Below are 20,019 nucleotides of genomic sequence, written 5' to 3' on the forward strand. Positions count from 1 at the left end.
GCTTAGAATAAAATAAAAGTTTCCCTAAGGAAACAAATTAGCATTAGAGAATCATTTCATCCTTTAGTCAAAATTATTTATTTTATGCATATATCTTTAGGAAGTGCAATCATGATTGAAAGGGGCCGCAAGAGATGTCAAATGCTTTAACAATCGACCGTCTTCATGTCTCATATCACGGACAAGATGCATTAGAGAACGTCTCTCTTTCCATACAGGAAGGGACAATGACAGGAATCATCGGTCCAAATGGTGCTGGTAAATCGACGTTACTCAAGGCATGTTTGGATTTAATTGAAAAAGATCAAGGGGATATTCGTTTTTTTGAACAGCCCTTTAAACAAGTGAGAAAACAGATCGCCTATGTACCGCAGAGAAATGATTTAGATTGGACGTTTCCCATTCATGTACTGGATACCGTACTACTTGGAACATATCCGAAGCTCGGACTAATGAAACGTCCAAAAAAAGAAGACCGGGCATATGCGTATCACTGTTTAGAAAAAGTCGGAATGCAAGACTTTGCCAAAAGACAAATCGGTGAGTTATCCGGCGGGCAGCAGCAGCGTGTCTTCCTTGCAAGGGCTCTTGCTCAAAACGCACAGCTCTTCTGTTTGGATGAACCGTTTGTCGGGATTGATATGGCAAGTGAAGAAACGATGGTGCGCATTTTGAAGGAATTACGAGATGAAGGAAAAACCATTTTGGTTGTCCATCACGATTTGAGTAAGGCAGATGATTATTTCAGCCATCTTGTTCTGTTAAATAAAAAACTCATCAAAGCAGGGTCTGTACACGACATCCTTCGCCCAGAGATCATGCTGGAAGCATATGAAACACAGCTGCCATTCTTAAAATCAGCAGGAGGAGACGTGTAATGGAATTTTTAACCGGACTCTTTGAATATGCTTTTTTACAAAAAGCGCTATTTACATCCGTTATGGTAGGCATCATTTGCGGCGTTATCGGCTGCTTTATCATTTTACGCGGCATGGCCTTGATGGGAGACGCCATTTCACACGCCGTACTGCCAGGTGTCGCCATTTCTTATATGCTTGGAATTAACTTTTTCTTCGGTGCCGTTTTAACTGGCGTGTTAACAGCGATTGGAATCGGTTACGTGAGTCAAAACAGCCGCATAAAAAATGATTCAGCCATCGGCATTGTCTTTACAGCCTTTTTCTCAATCGGGATTATTTTGATCACATTTTTGAAAAGTTCGAGTGATCTATATCATATTCTATTTGGAAACGTACTAGCTGTTCGATCAGCTGATATGTGGATTACACTTGGCATCGGCATTTTTATTTTGCTAGCCGTCATCGTTTTCTACAAGGAACTGCTCATTAGTTCATTTGATCCGGTGATTTCTTCGGTTTACGGTTTGCCGAATCGTATGATTCATTATTTTCTCATGACCTTATTGACCCTTGTAACCGTTGCATCACTGCAAACCGTTGGGATTATTCTTGTCGTTGCCATGCTGATCACGCCGGCAGCCACCGCTTATCTCTTGACAGACCGGCTCTGGATCATGATTTATTTATCTGCTTTTTTCGGTGCTGTATCTGCTGTCGTAGGCCTAGGGCTTAGCTTTACGTATAACTTATCGTCTGGTGCTTCCATCGTGCTGGTCGCCACCATTTTATTCGGCAGTGCCTTTATCTTTTCACCAAAGCAAGGCATTCTATGGAGATCATTAAAATCTAAACGAAAACGAACGCACTTAAAAAAGGAAGCGTCTATGTAAAAGGAGGACATATATGAAGAAGGTATTTGCAATCCGTTTGACCGCAGTATTCATTGCCCTTATGATCATCGCAGGCTGTTCGACCCAGCAAAGTAATTCCGGTAAAGATGACGGCACATTAAAAGTTGTCACGACCTACTCCATTCTTTATGACATTGTGAAGGAAGTAGGCGGGCAGCATGTCTCTATTCACAGCATTGTTCCCATTGGTACAGACCCACACGAATTTGACCCACTGCCAAAGGATGTTCAATATACGACGGATGCAGACCTTGTTCTATATAATGGCTTGAACCTTGAAACAGGAAACGGCTGGTTTCAAAAGCTGCTTGAATCGAGCGGCAAGGACGGGGATGATGCACCTGTAGCCGAGCTGAGTAAAGGCGTCAAAGTGAAGCATTTGTCTTCAAAAGGGCTCGAAAGCCAGCAGGACCCCCACGCATGGCTGAATGTTGAAAATGGGATCCTTTATGCCCAAAATGCCCGAGATGCGCTTATTCAAGCGGACCCTGAGCATAAAGAGGATTACGAAAAAAATGCAGAAGCCTATATCAAAAAGCTTAAAGCGCTTCACGATGAAGCAAAAGACAAGTTTGATCAGCTGCCAAAAGACAAAAAGCTCCTAGTCACAAGTGAAGGAGCATTCAAGTATTTTGCAGAGGCGTATGGACTGAAAGCCGGCTACATTTGGGAGATCAACACAGAAAGTGAAGGAACACCAGGACAAATGAAGCGCATCATTCATTTTGTCAAAGATCATCAAGTTCCTGCTCTCTTTCTTGAAACAAGCGTTGATAAACGAAGCCTTGAAAGCCTCTCTGAGGAAACCGGGGTTCCAATCAAAGGAAAAGTCTTCACTGACTCTATTGGAAAAAAAGGTGAAGATGGAGACAGCTACTATAAGATGATGAAATGGAATATTGACACCATTTACAAAGGGTTGTCATCATAAGGAAAGACAGGTGGAGTGAATCCGCCTGTCTTATTTGTCAGCCTGCTATATTTTCCGGATGTTTTTTCGGCCAAATGACGTAGCTGATGCTAATGACAAAATCAATGGCTAGGATCATTCCCCATGTATTGACAAGCTGCATCAGCGCTTCCGTCCGCTCTGGTGCTTGGATGAGATAGGTCAAACCATATAACAGCCCCGCTCCGATGACATAAGAAATGACATGCCGAGCCCAGCCGACCATTTCATACATAGACCGCTCTTTACCGTACTTTGGTTTTCCCTTTGGCTTAGGGCCACCTGCAAAACGATAAGCAAACTTAGCATCTGCCCATTTCACCATTTGATGTCCAAAGGCCAGACTCACACCAATATAAACAGCCGCAAGCCCGTGGATGACAGTCGCCACAGCCCCCTGTCTTAAATCTATATAAGTAGCCGCAAGAAGGATGAGATCTAAAACCGGCGTACAGACAAGAAAGAAAGCACCCCACTTTTTCTGTTTAAACACATAACGAAGCGTTAAACCCATTAAAATAAACAGCCAAAAACCAATTTCACATGCCACAATCAGTAACCCGACCAATTTCCCCACATCCTTTTTAACACAATTGTATTAAATAAAAAATAACACAGATGTGTTAAAAAAACAACAGCTATGCTAAAATCAATGTATGCCAAAAATCGTTGATCACCATAAACAAAAACAAAAGGTCGCTCAAGCTGCAATGAGAGTGATTAAACAAGAAGGTTTGGAAAGCGCTTCTGTACGAAAAATAGCAGTAGAAGCTGGAATTTCAGCCGGCTCTATGCGTCATTATTTTTCCACACAGCAAGAGTTGTTTCTATTCTCCATGAATTTAATTCAGGAAAGAGTCAAGGAGCGGATTACAGGGCTTCCATTAAACGGTTCAACGGAGGAAAATGTCATCAATTTATTGGAGCAGGTTCTTCCACTTGATGAAGAACGAAAATTTGAAATGGAGGTGTGGCAGGCTTTTTCCGTCAAGGCACTGACTGAACCAGATCTACAGCCGCTCAATGCAAAGATGTATGACGAACTTTTCCAAACCGCCCAATATTGTTTAATGAAATTGAAAGAGGATGGGCTGCTGCTAGATGATATCGATCTTTTATTAGAAACTGAGCGGCTTTATGCGGTCATTAATGGGCTTGCATTGAATGGAATTGTACAGCCTCATCGGTTACCGCCTCAGCTCATACGCTCCGTGCTGCAAATGCACCTGCAATCCATCACAAAAAAAGACATGTCTCCCTAATTGGAGAGCATGTCTTTTTTTAATCTTCCATAAAAATACGTTTTGCTTCGTAGTAAAGCACCTGCACAAATTTCTTCACATTGATACGGGTGTGTTCTTCTCTTCCGCTCATCTCTTTCGTCAATTCACTCATTTTCTTTCGCACGATGGTGAAATCGAAAAATTTTGATGCGTAATTTTCAAATGTTGGATGGGAAAAGTCGGTTAGCCCAAGTGATGCGATATGTTTCAATGATTGGTTGATCGCACGTCTTACCCGCTGCTCGGCTGCCTTTGCTTCTCTTGCGATGTCTGCCGATGTGTAGGGCTCACTTAATTTATCCTCCGTAATCCCAGTGAAAATGATCTTTAAAGAAGGAAAGGAATCATGATGATCAGCATGCAGCGCTAAATACTGGTCTGTAAACAGGATCATATCTAATAAATCTTTAGACCCCTTCTCACCAACAATACCAAGCTCCGCCAGCAAAAACTGCCCTGCCTCTGCAAGACTTTTCCCCCGCTGCTTCGTTTTCGTCTGACCGCGCTGCTGAAATTGCATGACCGATTTAAGTGAGTGCTGAATATTTTCAATTGAATGCTCTAAATGAAGGCGTTCAATCATGAGATGGAGAACGCTTAAGACCTCTACACGATTGATCGGCTTTGTCACATAATACTCAACGCCAAGTGTATACGCCTGTCCGATTAATTCCTTTGTTTCAACCTGTGACAGCATTAAATATTTCCCGTGAAACTCATCCTTGATTGCTCGAATCGTTTCAAGCCCGTCTCTTTCCGGCATCAATAGATCAATACATAAAATATCAATGTGCAAATCATTTAAGTAGCTGGCTGTTAACTCTGCGCCATCCTCTGCTTCTCCGGCCACAATACCAAGCTCTTCATCTTCAATGAGCTGAGCCAGTGAAGAACGAACGGCTTCATCATCATCAACAATAAAAAATCTCATCTCCCAATCCCCTCTTTTCTACTGACTTGATCTACTGGTATCGTTAATGTGAAAATCGTTTGTTTATTTGGGATACTCTTCATCTCAACACTCCCACCAAGCTTCTCCGCTGTATCCTTTACATACGCAAGCCCGATACCGCTCGATGGATTCCCAACCTGGTCGTATTTTAAAGTGAAGCCTGGTTTAAAAATAACATGATGATTACGTTCTTTTATGCCAGGCCCGTTGTCGCTGATTTGAAAAATCACCTGGTTTTCTTTCTTTGAAATAGAAAGTGACACCTCTCCATCTACAGGAATGGCTTCAACAGCGTTGGATACGATGTTATTTAACAAAGATAGAATGGTATACACGTGATAGGCGGGGTGCTGCCCATCTTCATCATAATGAAAGACGATGTTTTTTTTAAGAGATTCAGCATAATTTTCATGTATGCGAATGACAAGCCCAGCGATATGAGAAGGACTCTCATAAGCCTGGAAATTTTCCTCATGAATCAGCTTTGATAAGGCAGAAAAAATCCGCTGGTTATCCTTTTTGATTTCATGCACCTCTCCTGCAATTTGCAAGGCGGTTTTACCGAGCTTTTTCAAATCCAATGATTCTGCATCCTTTGCGTGGTGAAGAGATTGATACAATTGATAGGATGTAGCCGTAATGTGCTCAGCATGTGCGAGTGTTTTATGAAAATATGTAGATTCCGTGTAAAGGTTAGACAGGAGCATCAGCAGATGTTCCTTTTCCTTTTTCATCTGACGCTCTCTCGCCTGCTCTTCATATAAGCGAATCATTGTATAACAAGCTAACACGAAAAAGCTTCTGAAAATCGCCAAAACAAATAATTGAAACAGCGTCCGCCCCGTTAAAATTTCATCCATGGTGCCTCGAAGTGCAATGATCTCAACAACGCTTGCGCACAGCTCCATGATGATGCCTGTTGCTCCAATCAGCCAAGGCCGATCACGGAAACGTCTGACCTTCAATAAATAAAAGAGTGTGCCATAGACGACATAATAAAGCAGGGAAGGAAATCTTAATGAAACCGCCTCTTCCAGCGGAAGATGCCCTGTCACGGCTGTATCAAGCAGCACGCGAAACGCAAAAACAGATATCCCAGCGATGATGCCGCTTGCCCATGCAGGAAATCTTTTCATTTGAAGCAGGATAAAGAAAAAGACAACGGTTCCAAAGCTGACCCGAAAGCTGTCCTCAAATGGATAAAATTTAAACTCTCCGCCAATCGGCGTCAGTACAATGAGCAGCACAATTAAATAAGGCTCTGTATTCAGCCATTTTTTCAGTAGATTCAAACGCAGTCACATCCCTAATAATTGACGATAGTATACTATGTGAGCTAAAGAAAAACAAACCTCCATGAAAAAGCGCACACCGGAACTTTGCCGGTGTGCGCTTCTCATGATGCCGCTTAATCTTCTAAACGATCTTTTTCTAAAAGTGATGCGCCAGCAATACCTGGTTTTGTCATTTCAAAAGGATTTAAGATGACATCAAGCTCTTCCTCTGTTAACACATCATTTTGCAGACAAAGCTCACGTACAGATGCGCCTGTAAGAATGGCTTCTCTTGCAATTCGTGCAGCCGCTTCATAACCAATATGCGGGTTCACCGCCGTCATGACACCGGCACTCTTTTCTACATATTCTTTTAATCTAGATTCATCTGCTTTTAGGTCACGCAAGCAGTTGTCCACGAAGGACTCGAATACATTTTTCATCATGCTGAGAGATTGAAGCAGGTTGAACACCAACACTGGTTCCATAACGTTCAGTTCAAGCTGGCCAGCCTCTGATGCAAGACAGATTGTGTGATCGTTCCCAATGACTTGGAAAGCCACTTGGTTCATGACCTCAGGCATAACTGGATTGACTTTCCCTGGCATGATAGATGAACCTGGCTGTCTCGGCGGCAAGTGAAGCTCACCAAAGCCTGCTCTTGGACCAGAAGCCATCAGACGAATATCGTTCGCCATTTTGGACATATTCATCATACATACTTTAAGCGCAGCAGATACTTCTGTATAAGCATCTGTATTTTGCGTTGCATCGACTAAGTCTTCAGCACCAACTAACGGTAATCCGCTAATATCAGATAGATAGCCAACCACATGGCGAATATATTTAGGATCTGCATTCAATCCAGTTCCGACTGCTGTTGCACCCATATTGACTTCATATAAATGCTGTCTAGACTGCTTGATACGTTTAATATCACGAGCAAGAACTTTTGCATACGCACTAAACTCTTGTCCAAGTCTGATTGGAACAGCGTCCTGAAGATGCGTACGTCCCATTTTGATGACATGATCGAATTCCTGCGCTTTTTCGGTCATGACTTGATGCATGTTTTCCATCGTATAAAGTAGTTTTTCAATCATATTCAATGTTGAAATATGAATCGCTGTTGGGAAAACGTCGTTTGTTGACTGCGACATGTTCACATGCGTGTTTGGACTTAGCTCAGTATAAGCGCCTTTTTCCTTTCCTAGTAGTTCAAGCGCTCTGTTTGCAATGACTTCATTGGCATTCATATTCATTGAAGTGCCAGCCCCGCCTTGAACTGGATCGACAATAAATTGATTGTTCCATTTTCCTTCGATGACCTCATCTGCGGCTTCAACAATTTTTTCTCCAAGGCCAGAATATAGTCGCTGTGTATCCATATTTGCAAGTGCGGCTGCCTTTTTGACAATCCCTAATGCTTTGATGAGTTCCTCATGAATACGGTAGCCTGTAATTGGAAAGTTCTCCACTGCACGTAATGTTTGAATTCCATAATATGCTTGAGTGTCTACTTCCTTTTCACCTAGAAAGTCTCGTTCGATTCGAACTTGCTTGTCCTGTAGCTTCGTCATTTGAAAAGATCTCCTTTTTTACGCTGCTTTTGTTTGTTGTTTCAATTCCTCAATATACTTCTTCGATTTCTCTTGATCAAATACTTTTTCCCACTTAGACATGACAATGGCTGCAAGTGAGTTACCAAATACGTTCACTGTTGTACGAACCATGTCAAGAAGTCGGTCGATCCCAACGATGAAGGCAAGTCCTTCAAGTGGCAGTCCCATAGCACCAAGAGTTGTGATGACAACAACGATCGATGCACCTGGTACACCAGCCATTCCTTTAGATGTCAGCATTAAAATTAATAGTAACGTAATTTGCTCATAGATGGAAAGCGGCATGCCGTACATTTGTGCAACAAATATCGCAGCAATGGATTGATAGATGGCACTTCCATCTAGGTTAAAGGTATAGCCTGTTGGAATAACGAACGACGTGATCGCTTTCGGGCAGCCGAACTTCTCCATTTTGTCCATTAATCTAGGCAGTACAGCTTCTGAACTTGCTGTTGAGAATGCAAGAATGATTTCTTCTTTTAATACTCTAAATAGTGTAAAGACGCTTGTTCCAGCCATTTTAGCAATAATGCCAAGTACAACAATGACGAAGAATGCCATTGTACCGTAAACGACAAGTACCAGTTTACCTAGCGGGAGAAGCGCTCCGACCCCGAATTTGATCACCGTCACACTGATGAGCGCGAATACACCAAATGGTGCAAACTTCATCACTTTATTGGTCACCCAGAACATGGCTTCGAGTATACCCTCAAAGAATCCTAATACTGGTTTTCCTTTGTCTCCTACTGCGGCAATTCCTAATCCGAATAAGACTGTAAAGAAGATGGTTGGTAATAGATCACCTTCTGCAATAGATTGGAAAACGTTTGTTGGTACAAGATGAACCAACGTTTCAGAGAAAGTCGCTTTTTCAGAAGAAGCCTTAGATGTCTCTTCATATTTAGAGATATCGCCTTTCTCCATGTTGCTCATATCAATTCCTGTACCAGGATGGAAGACGTTTGCTGCAAGCAGTCCAACTGCTAATGCAATCGTTGTCACAATCTCGAAGTAAAGAATGGTCTTTCCGCCGAGTCTTCCGATCGTTTTCATATCGCCTACACCTGCAACTGCTACAATCAATGCAGCAATAACAATTGGAAGAACGATCATTTTAATTAAATGGATGAATATATCGCCAATCGGCGTTAACACATTAATAACGGTTTCATTTTGATAAAACAGCGCTCCCACGACAACACCCAGAACAAGTGCAATGAGTATTTGAGAAGCTAACCCTAACTTTTTCATACGTGAACCCCCTTTTTTTGATAACGCTTTCTTTGTTGCTTAATCGCATCTTAACGACGAACCTACAAAAAACGACAAAAAGGAACAAAAAGAAGTGAATTTTTTATGAAAAATCTTTAAAAAGGTGGGTTTTTCCACAATATTGTTAAAAAAAGACTTCGCTTTTGGCGAAGTCTTAGAATATAGACAACGTGCTAAAATGATTTTGTTTTAGCACGTTGTCTTCTTTTCAGCGTGATAGAAAATCTTTGAAGTCTAGGAAGGGCGAGTACCAGCGCGGAGCAAATGGACATTCGTGAGCACTGGCGCACAGACCTGACAAAGAATGCGAGGGTTTGTCTACACGCTGGGACTTCGCTTTTGGCGAAGTCTTAATGATTTTGCATCTGTTCACTTGGTGTATCTTGTTGTGTAGAAAATCTATCGTACATCGCATATCCAATGAGGACAAGAACAACGTAGAACAATGCACTAATCGTCCAAATCCATTTGACATTCAGCTTCATTCTGCCACTCCTTCTCTGACTGGCTTCAATCGCTGCAATCTGAGTGCATTCAGCACAACGGACACTGAGCTAAAGGCCATTGCCGCTCCTGCAAGCCATGGCGCAAGGAAACCAAATGCAGCGATCGGTATCCCAATACAGTTATAGGCAAGCGCCCAAAATAAATTTTGCTTAATGTTCCTCATTGTTTTTTGACTAAATTCCAGCGCATCTGCAATCGCATGGAGATCTCCTGTCATGAGCGTAATATCTGCTGCTTCCATGGCAACGTCTGTCCCTGTTCCCACAGCCATCCCAATATTCGCTGTTGCAAGAGCTGGGGCATCATTGATACCGTCTCCGACCATGGCGACTTTTTTTCCTTGTTTCTGAAGCGCTGCAATGTGCGCTGCCTTTTCCTCAGGCAGAACTTCAGAAATGACATGATCAATGCCCGCCTGTTCCGCAATCGCCTCTGCTGTTAGTTTATTATCACCTGTCATCATCACAACGTGAATCCCCTGCTCTTTCAGACGAGCGATGGCTTGAGGAGAGGATGATTTGATCGTATCTGCGACCGCGACAATGCCAGCGACTTCGCCGTCAATCGCGACAAGCATAGCCGTTTTTCCTTGCTCCTCCAGCGTTGTGACGGATGATTCGACTTGATTATATGGGATATGATGTTTCTGTAAAAGCTTCCGTGTGCCAATGAAAAGCTTGTGCCCTGCGGCCTTTGCTTCAATTCCATGACCTGGATCTGCTTGGAAGGCTTCAACTCCGACTGCTTCAAGACCTTGTTCCTTCATTCCATCTGTGATCGCTCGGGCAAGCGGGTGTTCCGACTGCTGTTCTGCCGATCCTGCTAGTTGCAGCACCGCATCTTCTGTCCAATTCGCATATGCCAACACATCTGTCAGACTCGGCTCCCCTTTTGTCACAGTTCCTGTTTTATCTAACACCACCGTGTCGAGTGATTGAGTCACTTCTAAATGCTCTCCGCCTTTAAACAGAATGCCTGATTCAGCCGCACGGCCGCTGCCAGCCATAATAGAGGTAGGTGTAGCAAGTCCGAGCGCACATGGACATGCGATAACAATGACGGCTATAAAGGTTTCAAGTGCTGACGTCACATTCCCAGGGTCGACAAAGAAAAACCATATGAGGAATGTGAGCACAGCAATTCCTACAACGATGGGCACAAATATCCCTGATATTTGATCTGCCATTCTTTGAATCGGTGCTTTTGAGCCCTGCGCTTGTTCTACAACTCGGATAATCTGGGAAAGCGCCGTCTCTTTCCCGACTTTAGTCGCTTTTATTTTCATAAATCCATTTTTATTGATCGTTGCTCCGATGACCATATCTCCTGCGGTTTTATCAACTGGCAGGCTTTCTCCTGTAATCATGGACTCATCTATTGCGGTTGTCCCCTCTATGATCTCTCCATCTACCGGCACTTTTTCACCTGGTTTGACAAACACAAGATCATTCACTTTCACGTCCGAAATAGGCACAGTCATCTGTTTGCCATCTCGCTCGATAACCGCTTCTTTCGCTTGTAAGCCCATCAGTTTTTGAATCGCTTCTGATGATCTTCCTTTTGCTCTTGCTTCCATTAATTTTCCGAGCACGATCAACGTAATGAGGACAGCACTTGTTTCATAATAGAGGGCTGCCTCATGTGTGCCTCGAATCGCTGACTGGATGCTTTCATATAAACTATAGAAAAACGCGGCAGATGTCCCAAGTGCGACAAGAACATCCATATTGGCGCTTTTATTTCTTAAAGCCTTATACGCGCCTACATAAAATGGCCAGCCGACAATAAACTGCACAGGCGCTGCTAACGCCAGCTGAACCCATGGATTCATGAACGCTTCAGGCAGCCAAATAAAGGATGTGAAAGAAAAATGGCTGACCATTGCCCAAAGAAGCGGCAGTGACAAAATCATTGAGAATAAAAAGCGTGCCGTCTGCTTCTCTATTGCTGCTTGGCGGTGATCTTTTTTTCCTCCCTCTGCTTGATCTACGTCTGGTTCAATTAAGGAATACCCTATAGACTGCACTGCATTTTTTATATCATTTGTAGACGTTTGGCCCGGATGATATGTGACCTGAAGTGTCTCTAGCGCAAAGTTTACAGACCCGTGATCGACACCGTCCATTCGGTTAATTTTTTTCTCGATTCGGTTTGCACAAGCCGCACAAGTCATTCCCTCTATATCAAATTCTGCTTTCTCTATCACCACATCGTAACCAAGAGATTGGACTTTTCGCTTCAAATCATCTGGTGTTAACTGCTCTGATTCGTAGATGATATGGGAAGTTTCAAGCGCCAAATTCACACTGGCATCCTCCACACCTTCCAGCCTGTTCAATCCCTTTTCGATGCGGCCTGCACAGGCAGCACAGGTCATCCCCGTAATTTGAAAGTCAATTTCCTTTTTCATTGATCTCACCTCTCCATATACTCCATGGGGGTATTATATTTTGAAAAAAAGACGTGCTGTCATGCAGCACGTATGTTCATTTATACGACATCATATCCCTGTTCTTCAATCACATCAGAGATACGGTGTAATGTGACTTGATCCGGGTGAAATGAAACCTCCACCTGTCCTTTGTCTAAATGGACTTTCACAGATTCAACACCTGCTAATTCTCCTACATTTCCTTCGACTGCTTTCACGCAATGTCCGCAAGACATGCCCTGCACTTGAAGTGTTGCTTGTTCCACTTCTCATCGCCTCCATCAATCATTTTCTATAACTTACTATACCCTAGTAGGGTATCAATGTAAACATAAATGCTACGATTTTGTCAGTTTCGTAAAGACCGTCATTAACTCTTCAATGGCTTCATCCCCATTGCCGCTCTTGATAGCATCTGCTACGCAATGATGTGTATGCTTTTCCATCAAATGCAGACTGACTTTTTTCAAAGCCGCATTGACTGCGGAAATTTGATTCACAACATCTATACAGTAACGATCGTTTTCAATCATTTGCTGAATCCCGCGAACTTGTCCTTCCACTCGTTTCAAGCGATTGATCAATTGATCTTTTTCCTTCTCGGCTCTTGGCGAAGCCATATGTCGTTCTTCATGTTCTGTCATGTGATCACCTTTTTTCTATTATGACTTTTCATTACCTAAATTAAAGCATATCTCCACCGGAAAAGGCAAAGATATGCTGAGCATCGCATATAAAGCTATGTTTGTCCTAATTTGTTAATTGTTCGATATCCTGCAAAAGATTGACGGATTGTTGAAGCTGTTTCATCAATCCCTGCTGATCCTCCAGTATGGAGGCAGCATCAATATCGCCTGCTTTCAATTGCTGTAAATACGTTTGGATTTCCTCTGACAGCACTTTATTTTTTTCAATGATTTGTGCATGCAGGTCTTCTGCTATTTTTGGCGCTGTGACTTCATTAAAATCTTGAATATCTGCCTTCAATGATTCAAGCTGCTGCGTTAATTCTGCTTTTTTGGCGGCATTTTGCACAGCTTCTTCAGCGAGTTTTGGAAAGTCCTCTATAAATTGCTGAATGTCTGTCACATAGTCATTTGCCTCAGTGACATATGTCGTTGTATCGTTGACTTGATCAAGCAAGCCGGAGCACCCGCTTAATACAAGCGTTCCGGAAAATAGGAAAGCCATCACATATTTTTTCAAGATCGATCATCCTTTCATCTGTAGGATTAAAAGCATCATTTGTTCCGCTTCCCTCTATATCACACAGATGCAAAAAGACCTTAAAAATAGCCAGACCTTTGCCTCATGTGTGATAGGCAAAGGTCTGGCTAACATTGTTCATGCCGGAATGACCGAGAAACAACGAATGTTTCTGTAATGACGACCAGACCGTAAAAGCTACTCCCCTTTTAGGAAACCGTTCAAATGTTATGTTTATCATATCGAATGTCGGGACAACAGTCAATTCGGGAGGTCCTGCTCATGATACAGCACATGGCCCTTACCAGTTGATGCATAAATCCGGTTCCGTCCTTGGCGTTTTGACATATACAAGGCCTGATCCGCTTCAAATAGAAGTGTTTCTAATACACAAGGATCATTGGCTGTATGAGCAATTCCAAAGCTCGCTGTCACTCGCACTTTTTCCTCATCATTCGTAAAGAAACTCGCTTCAAACGAATGTCTTATTTGTTCCGCGATATGACATGCCTCTTTAAATGACTGATGCGGCAGACAAATGGCAAACTCTTCTCCCCCATATCGTCCAAATAAATCATCCATTTGTAAATGCTCCTGACAAATAGAGACAACATGACGCAGTGCTTCATCTCCAATATGATGTCCGTGTGTGTCATTAATTTGTTTAAAGAAATCAATATCAAACAGCATAACCGCCGTATCCTGCGCATCCTCTTCCAAAATCAGCTGCGTTCGTTCGATGAAAGAAGAACGATTGAAAATATTCGTCAAACCATCGATATACGCACGACGCTCCAGCTCTTCCTGCAGCAAACGCTGCTCTGTTACATCACTGATCACTATTTGCCTGCCCTCGATCTCTCCTCTTTTATTAAATAGAGACGAAGCGGTCAGATGATAATAGCAGGACTGGTCTTTTTCCTTTTTCCACATTAGATCATATTGCGAATGATCCTGCGGAGAGCGCAGCCACTGAATGAACGCTGAATCTTTGATGATTCCAGAGAAAATATCGTCGACTTTATAGCCAATTCCCTTTTTATTCGCAAGTGTCGGAATGATCGATGCTGCAGCGGGGTTGTAATCAATGAGTGTCCGATATCGATCTAAAATCAGAACCCCTTCAGACATATGCTCAAACACACGCTCCATTGCAATGGGAGAGATTTTAAAGAGCTGGAACGACATAATCGCCCATAAATAGAGTGCGTTAGTCAGAAACATCACCACAGGGACCGGATCAATATGAAAAGGAGTGACGCCTAATAAATAGATAAAAGAAGTCATAATGGGTAATAACATTCCCACTAACAGTATCAGAATCTGCTTTAAATATTCTTTTTTTGTGACACGTAAAAACCAAACCAGCATAAAAATAGCGAGCATCGAACAGCCAAACGTATAAACGCCATGGATGATATACCAATAGCCAATCGTAAAATCAGCCAATAAAAAACCATCTACTGGATTTATCGTGATGTCTCGATAAAAGAGCGAATGTAAAGAGTTGGTGAACACCAAAATGGTTGTGAGAGTTGGAATCAATAAGATGAGAAGCACGCGGCGCTTTGTGAAATATTGATGGAATCCCGTAAATTGCAGCACAATCAGCAGACTGAGCGGTGCGATAAACGGAAGACCTATGTATTGAAAACAAACCCAGAACATGATTTCTCCAGGGGTACGAGCCAATAATTCAAACGTATGCCCAAAGATATAAATCGCAGTTGCTCCAGACATGTACATAAACAATTGACAGCCAATATACCGATGGCGGTTTGCATGAGCAATGATTGATAATATCACGGACAGAATGCCAGAAACACTCATGATCACAATAAAATGTAAAACAATCGAATCCATGTAAACGCCCCAATTTCAGTCATTTAGAACTAGTCTAATCTTACTATATATGAGGACGTCACAAATGGGAAGATGTGATTTTGAATTGGTTGGAGGTTTTTTGTAAATTTTCAGGCGTTACCTGTTCGTGCCCCCTTATATTTTCACTACTTTTTGCTTAATTTGAGGGAGAAGTATGTTGCGCCCAGAAAAATATATGTACAATGTGGGGATCAATGGAGAGGAGACTCGAAAGGAGAAAGGAATATGACTTTTTGGATGATCATGATGGGGCTGTTTATGCTGATTCTTTTGGAAAAACCGTTTGAAAAGAGAAGTTCTGGATTATTATTTTTGATCAGTTACTTGCTGCTGATTGCGATTTATGTGATTCAGACAACATTTGTGGAACTTGTGTCAGATGAATTTTTGATGATGATTGCGGTGGTTGTGGTTTTTCCTTTGTTTGTTCGGTTGGTGGTGTCTTCTATGAGAAAGGGTACATAAGAAAAGAGATGCCAAATCTGGCATCTCTTTTTCTGTTGTGATCCAAGTTCGGTGTATCTCCCTTAAAAAGTTTCAGCATCATTTTTTAAAATCAAGATTTTGATTTGTCCTTTGGTGTATCTTTAGCTTTCTCATCTTCAATTTTACTAACTTCTGTTTTTGCAAGAACCATCTCTTCTAATGCTTTCTTCATTCTAGAATCTATGAAATTCAAATCATCATCAACGACCTTATCTTGCTTTGTAACCTTTATGATATCTTTGAAAACCGGTTCTAATTTGTCATCTGTTTTTACTAAGTAACTATTTACTTTTTTATACGTATCTGGAACTTTGTTTTCGTTTTCTTTGGCTTCGCTAAGTAATTCTCGCAGGCTATCAATTTTCTTCTCAAGTTCACTAGCCCATTCTTTATCATAAACATTATCCATTGGAACTAATGAAAAAAAGAAAGGCATAATTCTATCTTCAAAACGTTTTAAATACCCCTTATACCATGCAGCATATTCTTTATCGGTCATCTTTTCAATTTTTTCTTGTTTTGCCGGCGTTTTATTTGACGATGAACCGTTTGCTGCTTCATTTTTACCGCATGCTGTGCTCATAATCAATGTAAATACTAGAAGAAATACTGAAATCATTGTCCTTTTATTTGTCTTCATGTGTGAATTACTCCTTATCCTTTGAGACTTTTTCTACTTCGTCATCGGCTTTGGCTGTTTGATCGTATGCTTTGTCGAGACTTTTCGAAATGTTATCCAATGATTCAAGATCAAGATTTTCAAGTGCTTTCGGTGTTTCTTCTACGGCATATTGATATCCTTTGTTTGCTTTTAGCAAATACTCATGTGCTTTTTTATAAGCACCAGGAACGTTTTTCTTTTCATTACCTTCATCAATGACTTTTTGTACATCAAAAAGTGACTTCTCGACAGATCCAAGCCATTCATCATTACCTGCATCAATGGCCACCATCTTTTTAGCAAACACGAGCATTGTGTCTTCGATATCACTTCTGTAGTTCTCATACCACTCGGCATATTCTTTTTCTGCTTTTTGGTTGCTGCACGCTGTACCGAATACCATCAGCACAGCAAGCATGATCATCGTTGCGAATAGTGATTTAGTCTTTACTTTGTTCACTAAGATAAACTCCTTCTGCATTCCTGCTGTTATTTTCAAGCTTTAAATTTAATGAAATTGCCACTTGTATATGGTGTAACATTCCTACATTTCATCGGTTAAATAGTGGTTATATTTAGCTATTCATTCAATTTATTAGTAAATAGATTCTCATTTGACTTTTCTGTTAAAAAATTATAAAAAGCATAAAAAAAAGACGCTATCAATAGCGTCTTCTTGTATTTAATCTCAATTTTCATGTTGCCAGCCCCACATCAAGGGCTTTCAAACCCTTTATACATGCTGCAAAGGATGATGATACAGTCAATCAGATAGCTGTATTTTGGAAAGTTCCTTATATAGATGAAGAAGAAACAGTGGCTAAATTCTTGAACGAACGTTCGGGGGGAACAAATGAAAATTACCGATAAAGTATCTTCTTTAATATGACCCTTCAAGTTGAAGGGTTTTTATTATCTTTTTGTAGAAGGGTACGACGTGACGGATCTTGAAAGGAAGTTATACCGAATCATTTATAATATGAGCCGATTTCGCAAGAACCCTTCGATGGATGACCTTAAAAAAAACTAGTAAAGATGAACTCGCGATCCGTAAGGCTGTTAAAAACCTGATGTCTAGAAATGAAATAGAATAGGATAAAGAGAAGCATGAGTGGAAGTTCAGTAATTTAAAAAAGCCGCCCAGGTGGACGGCCAATTTTACATATTAATCTTATTCATATTGAGCAGGAGCAATTTTGGCTACTGGCGCACCACAAAACAGCATGAATACAAATAACACGCTCGGCTTAATTGCAAGGCCCATACCGCCTAAGTATACTGCCACTGTCATCCAATCTCCCTTATCTATTGCTTTTTGCAGATGCTTTAAAGTACCTTTAGCGATGCCAACTGCATCCTCGACACAGCGAGTTACCGTGTTACTTTTCGTGGTCGCTTCCTGATTCATTAATTTTGCGAAAGCGATCATTCCATTTTTTTCTGCATCTGTATAAGGTGATTTTGCAAGCTCTTCTTTATTAATGGTGTAGCCTTTTTCTTTATCAGAAATGATAATCTTTGTGAAAATGTATTCAATTTCTTTTAAAGACTTCTCAATTTGCTCTTCTGTCAAACCTTCTAATCCCTTTGTGCTTTGTGTCTTTGCAGCAGCAGCTGGAGCAAAGGCAGTCACAGCCAGAACTAATGCTAACATTAAAAAAACCAATCTTTTCATATTAACTCCCCCTTTTTTCAACTCAAAATTACCTTATCATACATTTATGTAAAATAAAGGGTTTTAAGAGAGAGTTAAACCCATTAGTCATAATCAGACATACATCGACATATTACGCCCACAAGTTTAAAGATAAAAACGAGAGAAAATAAATTACCATGCCTAACATTACAAAAAATTTAAGGAAATTTTCGTACTTTGTGAGAGGTCGCTCTTTTTTTGTTTTGATTAGTTTCCAATAAAGAGCGTATCCAGAGAAGAAAAGAATTAATTGACCAAGTCTTGAAGCGTCCTCTAATATATCTATTCCATTCATTATAGTTCACCTCCCAAATCACAGAAAAATCAAACATTCTACACATCTATTTTTCATGTATATCCAAGGTAATTTCAATTCATTATCTCAAATTTCCTTTCACCTTCCAACATTTATGTAAAAATAAGTAATAAGAAGCATTAGACAAGATAGATGTATCCCTCCTTTCTTTAAATGTTTTTTTGATATTCCAAAAATACGAATGATAAATAGGTGGACTTGAAGTAAAGAATTAACACAAAAAAGCCCCTCCAAAAAAAATGGAAGAGTTCTCAATTTACATATTTTAATGAAGCAGTGATGTATAATCCTGATCTAATTTTAAACATTTTCGATCCGTTACCGGTCACCTAATCAAGCGTAAATGCTTCACCAAACTTTATTTCTTTGTGTTTCGCTGACCAATTGGGCTTATCATAAAACATGCCTAATATTTAATAAATTATGGCCTCAGATGTTGCAGAAACACTAAAAAATTATAGCCACATATACCCTTCCAAACAAAAGGAAGTTGTAGCTTTTATGAAAGAAGTAGTTTTCTAAAATGTTGCCAGAATGATGCCAGCCTCACATCAAGGGTTTTCAAACCCTTGATACGACTGCATTCTAAAAGTTTTGATGGAGACGGTGGGAGTCGAACCCACGTCCAGAGACATCGATTACTTAAGCGTCTACGAGCGTAGTCAACATATTTTGTGTTCACTCATCCTCATGCCTGCTGACGGGCGCTTGGAGAGCTAGTCTGATGGATCTCTTCTTACGTCCTCAGACGGAAACGTAAGCGTAGCCTACTTCATTGGGCTCCTCACAGACACATAGGCGATGTCAGGAAGAGCTCGCTGCGCTTATTAGGCAGCTAGTGCTAAGTTTTGGTTAAAACTTTTAGTTTTGCCAGTTACATTTAAGTGCGTGTTAACGAGATCGCCTCTCGGCTCGCAGCCTAAGCTCGAACCATCCCTGTCGAATCCGTAACGTCCCCTTGTAAAAGGGATATACGGGATGGAAGTTCAGCTTAACTGCTTCCGTATATAACTATTATAACAATCTCATCGCTCGAAACAACTGGTGGTTTCTGTAAAAAAACGATGATTGTTTTCTGCATAACATATTGTAGCATAATGCTTCCGCTCTCAGCAAGCCATCTGCATCGGGCTAGAATTGCTTTTGACGATCGCGGAAGGCACGTTCGATTTCACGTTTTGCATCTTTTTTCTTCAGATCTTCACGCTTATCGTATTTCTTCTTCCCTTTTCCGATTCCGATCAGCACTTTGGCAAAGCCATTTTTCAAATATAGTTTCAGAGGCACAAGTGAGTAGCCTTCTTCCTTTGTCGCACCAATCAATTTGCTGATTTGTTTGCGATGAAGCAGCAGCTTTCTCGTTCTCAGCGGATCATGGTTATAACGGTTCCCCTGTTCGTATGGGCTCACGTGCATGTTGTGAAGAAACACTTCTCCTCGCTCGATTTTGGCAAAGGAATCTTTTAAATTCACTTTTCCAGCACGAATCGATTTGATTTCAGTTCCTTGTAATACAAGGCCGGCTTCGTAAGTTTCTTCTATAAAGTAATCATGATTTGCTTTTTTGTTTTGGGAAACAACCTTTCCCTCTCCCTTTGGCATTGGCGTACACCCTCCTTTTGACACAGACACGGTCCAAATCGTACGGATTATTTTATCAAACAATCCACCTTTCGACAATGCTGACGCCATGTGGTCAAAAAGCA

20 protein-coding genes and 1 other RNA gene are annotated in these 20,019 nt (G+C 41.2%); 5 read left to right on the forward strand and 16 right to left on the reverse strand.

The genetic code is table 11. The features are described from left to right. The first annotated feature begins 134 nt into the window (after window positions 1–134). The 3 genes from NSQ72_RS15215 to NSQ72_RS15225 are packed head-to-tail and all read left to right on the forward strand — an operon-like array spanning window position 135 to window position 2,702. Window positions 135–878: a metal ABC transporter ATP-binding protein gene (locus NSQ72_RS15215; RefSeq protein WP_058838166.1), complete on the forward strand. Its 744-nt coding sequence runs from the start codon at window positions 135–137 to the stop codon at window positions 876–878. Beyond that, window positions 878–1,750 (forward strand): metal ABC transporter permease, encoded by an 873-nt coding sequence (locus NSQ72_RS15220; protein WP_058838167.1) that lies wholly within the window; start codon window positions 878–880, stop codon window positions 1,748–1,750. Before NSQ72_RS15215 ends, NSQ72_RS15220 begins: the two co-directional genes overlap by 1 nt. A 13-nt stretch (window positions 1,751–1,763) precedes the next feature. Next, on the forward strand, window positions 1,764–2,702 hold the full coding sequence (locus NSQ72_RS15225) for a metal ABC transporter substrate-binding protein (protein ID WP_341084466.1): 939 nt from the start codon (window positions 1,764–1,766) through the stop codon (window positions 2,700–2,702). Window positions 2,703–2,739: 37 nt separating this feature from the next. On the opposite strand, the gene NSQ72_RS15230 is transcribed toward NSQ72_RS15225, so the two are convergent. Then, the gene (locus tag NSQ72_RS15230; protein WP_039181417.1) at window positions 2,740–3,288 is read right to left on the reverse strand and encodes a hypothetical protein; all 549 of its coding nucleotides are present in this window, start codon (window positions 3,286–3,288) and stop codon (window positions 2,740–2,742) included. An 88-nt stretch (window positions 3,289–3,376) separates the two neighbouring features. Between NSQ72_RS15230 and NSQ72_RS15235 the strand changes: the two genes are divergently transcribed. Continuing rightward, window positions 3,377–3,982 (forward strand): TetR/AcrR family transcriptional regulator, encoded by a 606-nt coding sequence (locus NSQ72_RS15235; RefSeq protein WP_058838168.1) that lies wholly within the window; start codon window positions 3,377–3,379, stop codon window positions 3,980–3,982. Between the two features lie 19 nt (window positions 3,983–4,001). Here NSQ72_RS15235 and NSQ72_RS15240 read toward each other — a convergent pair whose 3' ends face one another. The 10 genes from NSQ72_RS15240 to NSQ72_RS15285 form a co-directional block, all read right to left on the reverse strand. After that, a complete protein-coding gene (locus NSQ72_RS15240) occupies window positions 4,002–4,934 on the reverse strand; it encodes a response regulator (RefSeq protein ID WP_034280916.1) in 933 nt (310 codons plus the stop codon). Then, window positions 4,931–6,247, reverse strand: a complete 1,317-nt coding sequence (locus tag NSQ72_RS15245) for an ATP-binding protein (RefSeq protein WP_341084467.1) — start codon at window positions 6,245–6,247, stop codon at window positions 4,931–4,933. Before NSQ72_RS15245 ends, NSQ72_RS15240 begins: the two co-directional genes overlap by 4 nt. 116 nt (window positions 6,248–6,363) lie before the next feature. Continuing rightward, entirely contained in the window at window positions 6,364–7,809 is a 1,446-nt protein-coding gene (gene aspA / locus NSQ72_RS15250; protein ID WP_341084468.1) for an aspartate ammonia-lyase, read from the reverse strand. An 18-nt stretch (window positions 7,810–7,827) separates the two neighbouring features. After that, window positions 7,828–9,105: a cation:dicarboxylate symporter family transporter gene (locus NSQ72_RS15255; protein WP_039181428.1), complete on the reverse strand. Its 1,278-nt coding sequence runs from the start codon at window positions 9,103–9,105 to the stop codon at window positions 7,828–7,830. Window positions 9,106–9,476: 371 nt separating this feature from the next. Then, window positions 9,477–9,611: a hypothetical protein gene (locus tag NSQ72_RS15260; protein WP_260981860.1), complete on the reverse strand. Its 135-nt coding sequence runs from the start codon at window positions 9,609–9,611 to the stop codon at window positions 9,477–9,479. Further along, window positions 9,608–12,043: a heavy metal translocating P-type ATPase gene (locus NSQ72_RS15265; RefSeq protein WP_341084471.1), complete on the reverse strand. Its 2,436-nt coding sequence runs from the start codon at window positions 12,041–12,043 to the stop codon at window positions 9,608–9,610. Before NSQ72_RS15265 ends, NSQ72_RS15260 begins: the two co-directional genes overlap by 4 nt. An 80-nt stretch (window positions 12,044–12,123) precedes the next feature. Further along, window positions 12,124–12,330, reverse strand: a complete 207-nt coding sequence (copZ, locus tag NSQ72_RS15270; protein ID WP_024423475.1) for a copper chaperone CopZ — start codon at window positions 12,328–12,330, stop codon at window positions 12,124–12,126. A gap of 72 nt (window positions 12,331–12,402) precedes the next feature. Then, window positions 12,403–12,708 carry a metal-sensing transcriptional repressor gene (locus NSQ72_RS15275; protein ID WP_012011272.1) on the reverse strand — a complete coding sequence of 102 codons (306 nt, stop codon included), beginning with the start codon at window positions 12,706–12,708 and terminating at the stop codon, window positions 12,403–12,405. Window positions 12,709–12,814: 106 nt separating this feature from the next. Continuing rightward, entirely contained in the window at window positions 12,815–13,270 is a 456-nt protein-coding gene (locus NSQ72_RS15280) for a DUF6376 family protein (protein WP_144490077.1), read from the reverse strand. Between the two features lie 261 nt (window positions 13,271–13,531). Continuing rightward, on the reverse strand, window positions 13,532–15,133 hold the full coding sequence (locus NSQ72_RS15285) for a histidine kinase N-terminal 7TM domain-containing diguanylate cyclase (RefSeq protein WP_039181438.1): 1,602 nt from the start codon (window positions 15,131–15,133) through the stop codon (window positions 13,532–13,534). Window positions 15,134–15,379: 246 nt separating this feature from the next. On the opposite strand from NSQ72_RS15285, the gene NSQ72_RS15290 reads away from it, so the two are divergent. Next, the gene (locus NSQ72_RS15290) at window positions 15,380–15,619 is read left to right on the forward strand and encodes a hypothetical protein (protein WP_251181281.1); all 240 of its coding nucleotides are present in this window, start codon (window positions 15,380–15,382) and stop codon (window positions 15,617–15,619) included. A gap of 91 nt (window positions 15,620–15,710) precedes the next feature. Here the strand turns inward: NSQ72_RS15290 and NSQ72_RS15295 are convergent, their stop codons facing one another. From NSQ72_RS15295 to smpB, 5 genes are all read right to left on the reverse strand, one after another. Beyond that, window positions 15,711–16,280: a hypothetical protein gene (locus tag NSQ72_RS15295; RefSeq protein ID WP_341084474.1), complete on the reverse strand. Its 570-nt coding sequence runs from the start codon at window positions 16,278–16,280 to the stop codon at window positions 15,711–15,713. A 7-nt stretch (window positions 16,281–16,287) separates the two neighbouring features. After that, entirely contained in the window at window positions 16,288–16,761 is a 474-nt protein-coding gene (locus tag NSQ72_RS15300) for a hypothetical protein (protein ID WP_039181448.1), read from the reverse strand. A 711-nt stretch (window positions 16,762–17,472) separates the two neighbouring features. After that, window positions 17,473–17,976, reverse strand: a complete 504-nt coding sequence (locus NSQ72_RS15305; RefSeq protein ID WP_041088240.1) for a hypothetical protein — start codon at window positions 17,974–17,976, stop codon at window positions 17,473–17,475. A gap of 932 nt (window positions 17,977–18,908) precedes the next feature. Beyond that, window positions 18,909–19,271: a transfer-messenger RNA gene (gene ssrA, locus NSQ72_RS15315) on the reverse strand. Between the two features lie 173 nt (window positions 19,272–19,444). Further along, window positions 19,445–19,915: an SsrA-binding protein SmpB gene (smpB, locus tag NSQ72_RS15320; protein ID WP_012011279.1), complete on the reverse strand. Its 471-nt coding sequence runs from the start codon at window positions 19,913–19,915 to the stop codon at window positions 19,445–19,447. Window positions 19,916–20,019 lie beyond the last annotated feature (104 nt).

This window comes from Bacillus sp. FSL R5-0659 (genome assembly GCF_038008785.1).
Classification (GTDB): Bacteria; Bacillota; Bacilli; order Bacillales; family Bacillaceae; genus Bacillus; species Bacillus safensis.

Excerpts from the sequence above, each read along its gene's own strand:
- NSQ72_RS15215 (WP_058838166.1), top strand. The coding sequence starts at position 135 with ATGTCAAATGCTTTAACAATCGACCGTCTTCATGTCTCATATCACGGA.
- NSQ72_RS15275 (WP_012011272.1), bottom strand. The coding sequence starts at position 12,708 with ATGACAGAACATGAAGAACGACATATGGCTTCGCCAAGAGCCGAGAAG.
- NSQ72_RS15235 (WP_058838168.1), top strand. The coding sequence starts at position 3,377 with ATGCCAAAAATCGTTGATCACCATAAACAAAAACAAAAGGTCGCTCAA.
- NSQ72_RS15285 (WP_039181438.1), bottom strand. The coding sequence starts at position 15,133 with ATGGATTCGATTGTTTTACATTTTATTGTGATCATGAGTGTTTCTGGC.
- aspA (WP_341084468.1), bottom strand. The coding sequence starts at position 7,809 with ATGACGAAGCTACAGGACAAGCAAGTTCGAATCGAACGAGACTTTCTA.
- NSQ72_RS15220 (WP_058838167.1), top strand. The coding sequence starts at position 878 with ATGGAATTTTTAACCGGACTCTTTGAATATGCTTTTTTACAAAAAGCG.
- smpB (WP_012011279.1), bottom strand. The coding sequence starts at position 19,915 with ATGCCAAAGGGAGAGGGAAAGGTTGTTTCCCAAAACAAAAAAGCAAAT.
- NSQ72_RS15240 (WP_034280916.1), bottom strand. The coding sequence starts at position 4,934 with ATGAGATTTTTTATTGTTGATGATGATGAAGCCGTTCGTTCTTCACTG.
- NSQ72_RS15295 (WP_341084474.1), bottom strand. The coding sequence starts at position 16,280 with ATGAAGACAAATAAAAGGACAATGATTTCAGTATTTCTTCTAGTATTT.
- NSQ72_RS15265 (WP_341084471.1), bottom strand. The coding sequence starts at position 12,043 with ATGAAAAAGGAAATTGACTTTCAAATTACGGGGATGACCTGTGCTGCC.
- NSQ72_RS15255 (WP_039181428.1), bottom strand. The coding sequence starts at position 9,105 with ATGAAAAAGTTAGGGTTAGCTTCTCAAATACTCATTGCACTTGTTCTG.
- NSQ72_RS15305 (WP_041088240.1), bottom strand. The coding sequence starts at position 17,976 with ATGAAAAGATTGGTTTTTTTAATGTTAGCATTAGTTCTGGCTGTGACT.
- NSQ72_RS15260 (WP_260981860.1), bottom strand. The coding sequence starts at position 9,611 with ATGAAGCTGAATGTCAAATGGATTTGGACGATTAGTGCATTGTTCTAC.
- NSQ72_RS15225 (WP_341084466.1), top strand. The coding sequence starts at position 1,764 with ATGAAGAAGGTATTTGCAATCCGTTTGACCGCAGTATTCATTGCCCTT.
- NSQ72_RS15290 (WP_251181281.1), top strand. The coding sequence starts at position 15,380 with ATGACTTTTTGGATGATCATGATGGGGCTGTTTATGCTGATTCTTTTG.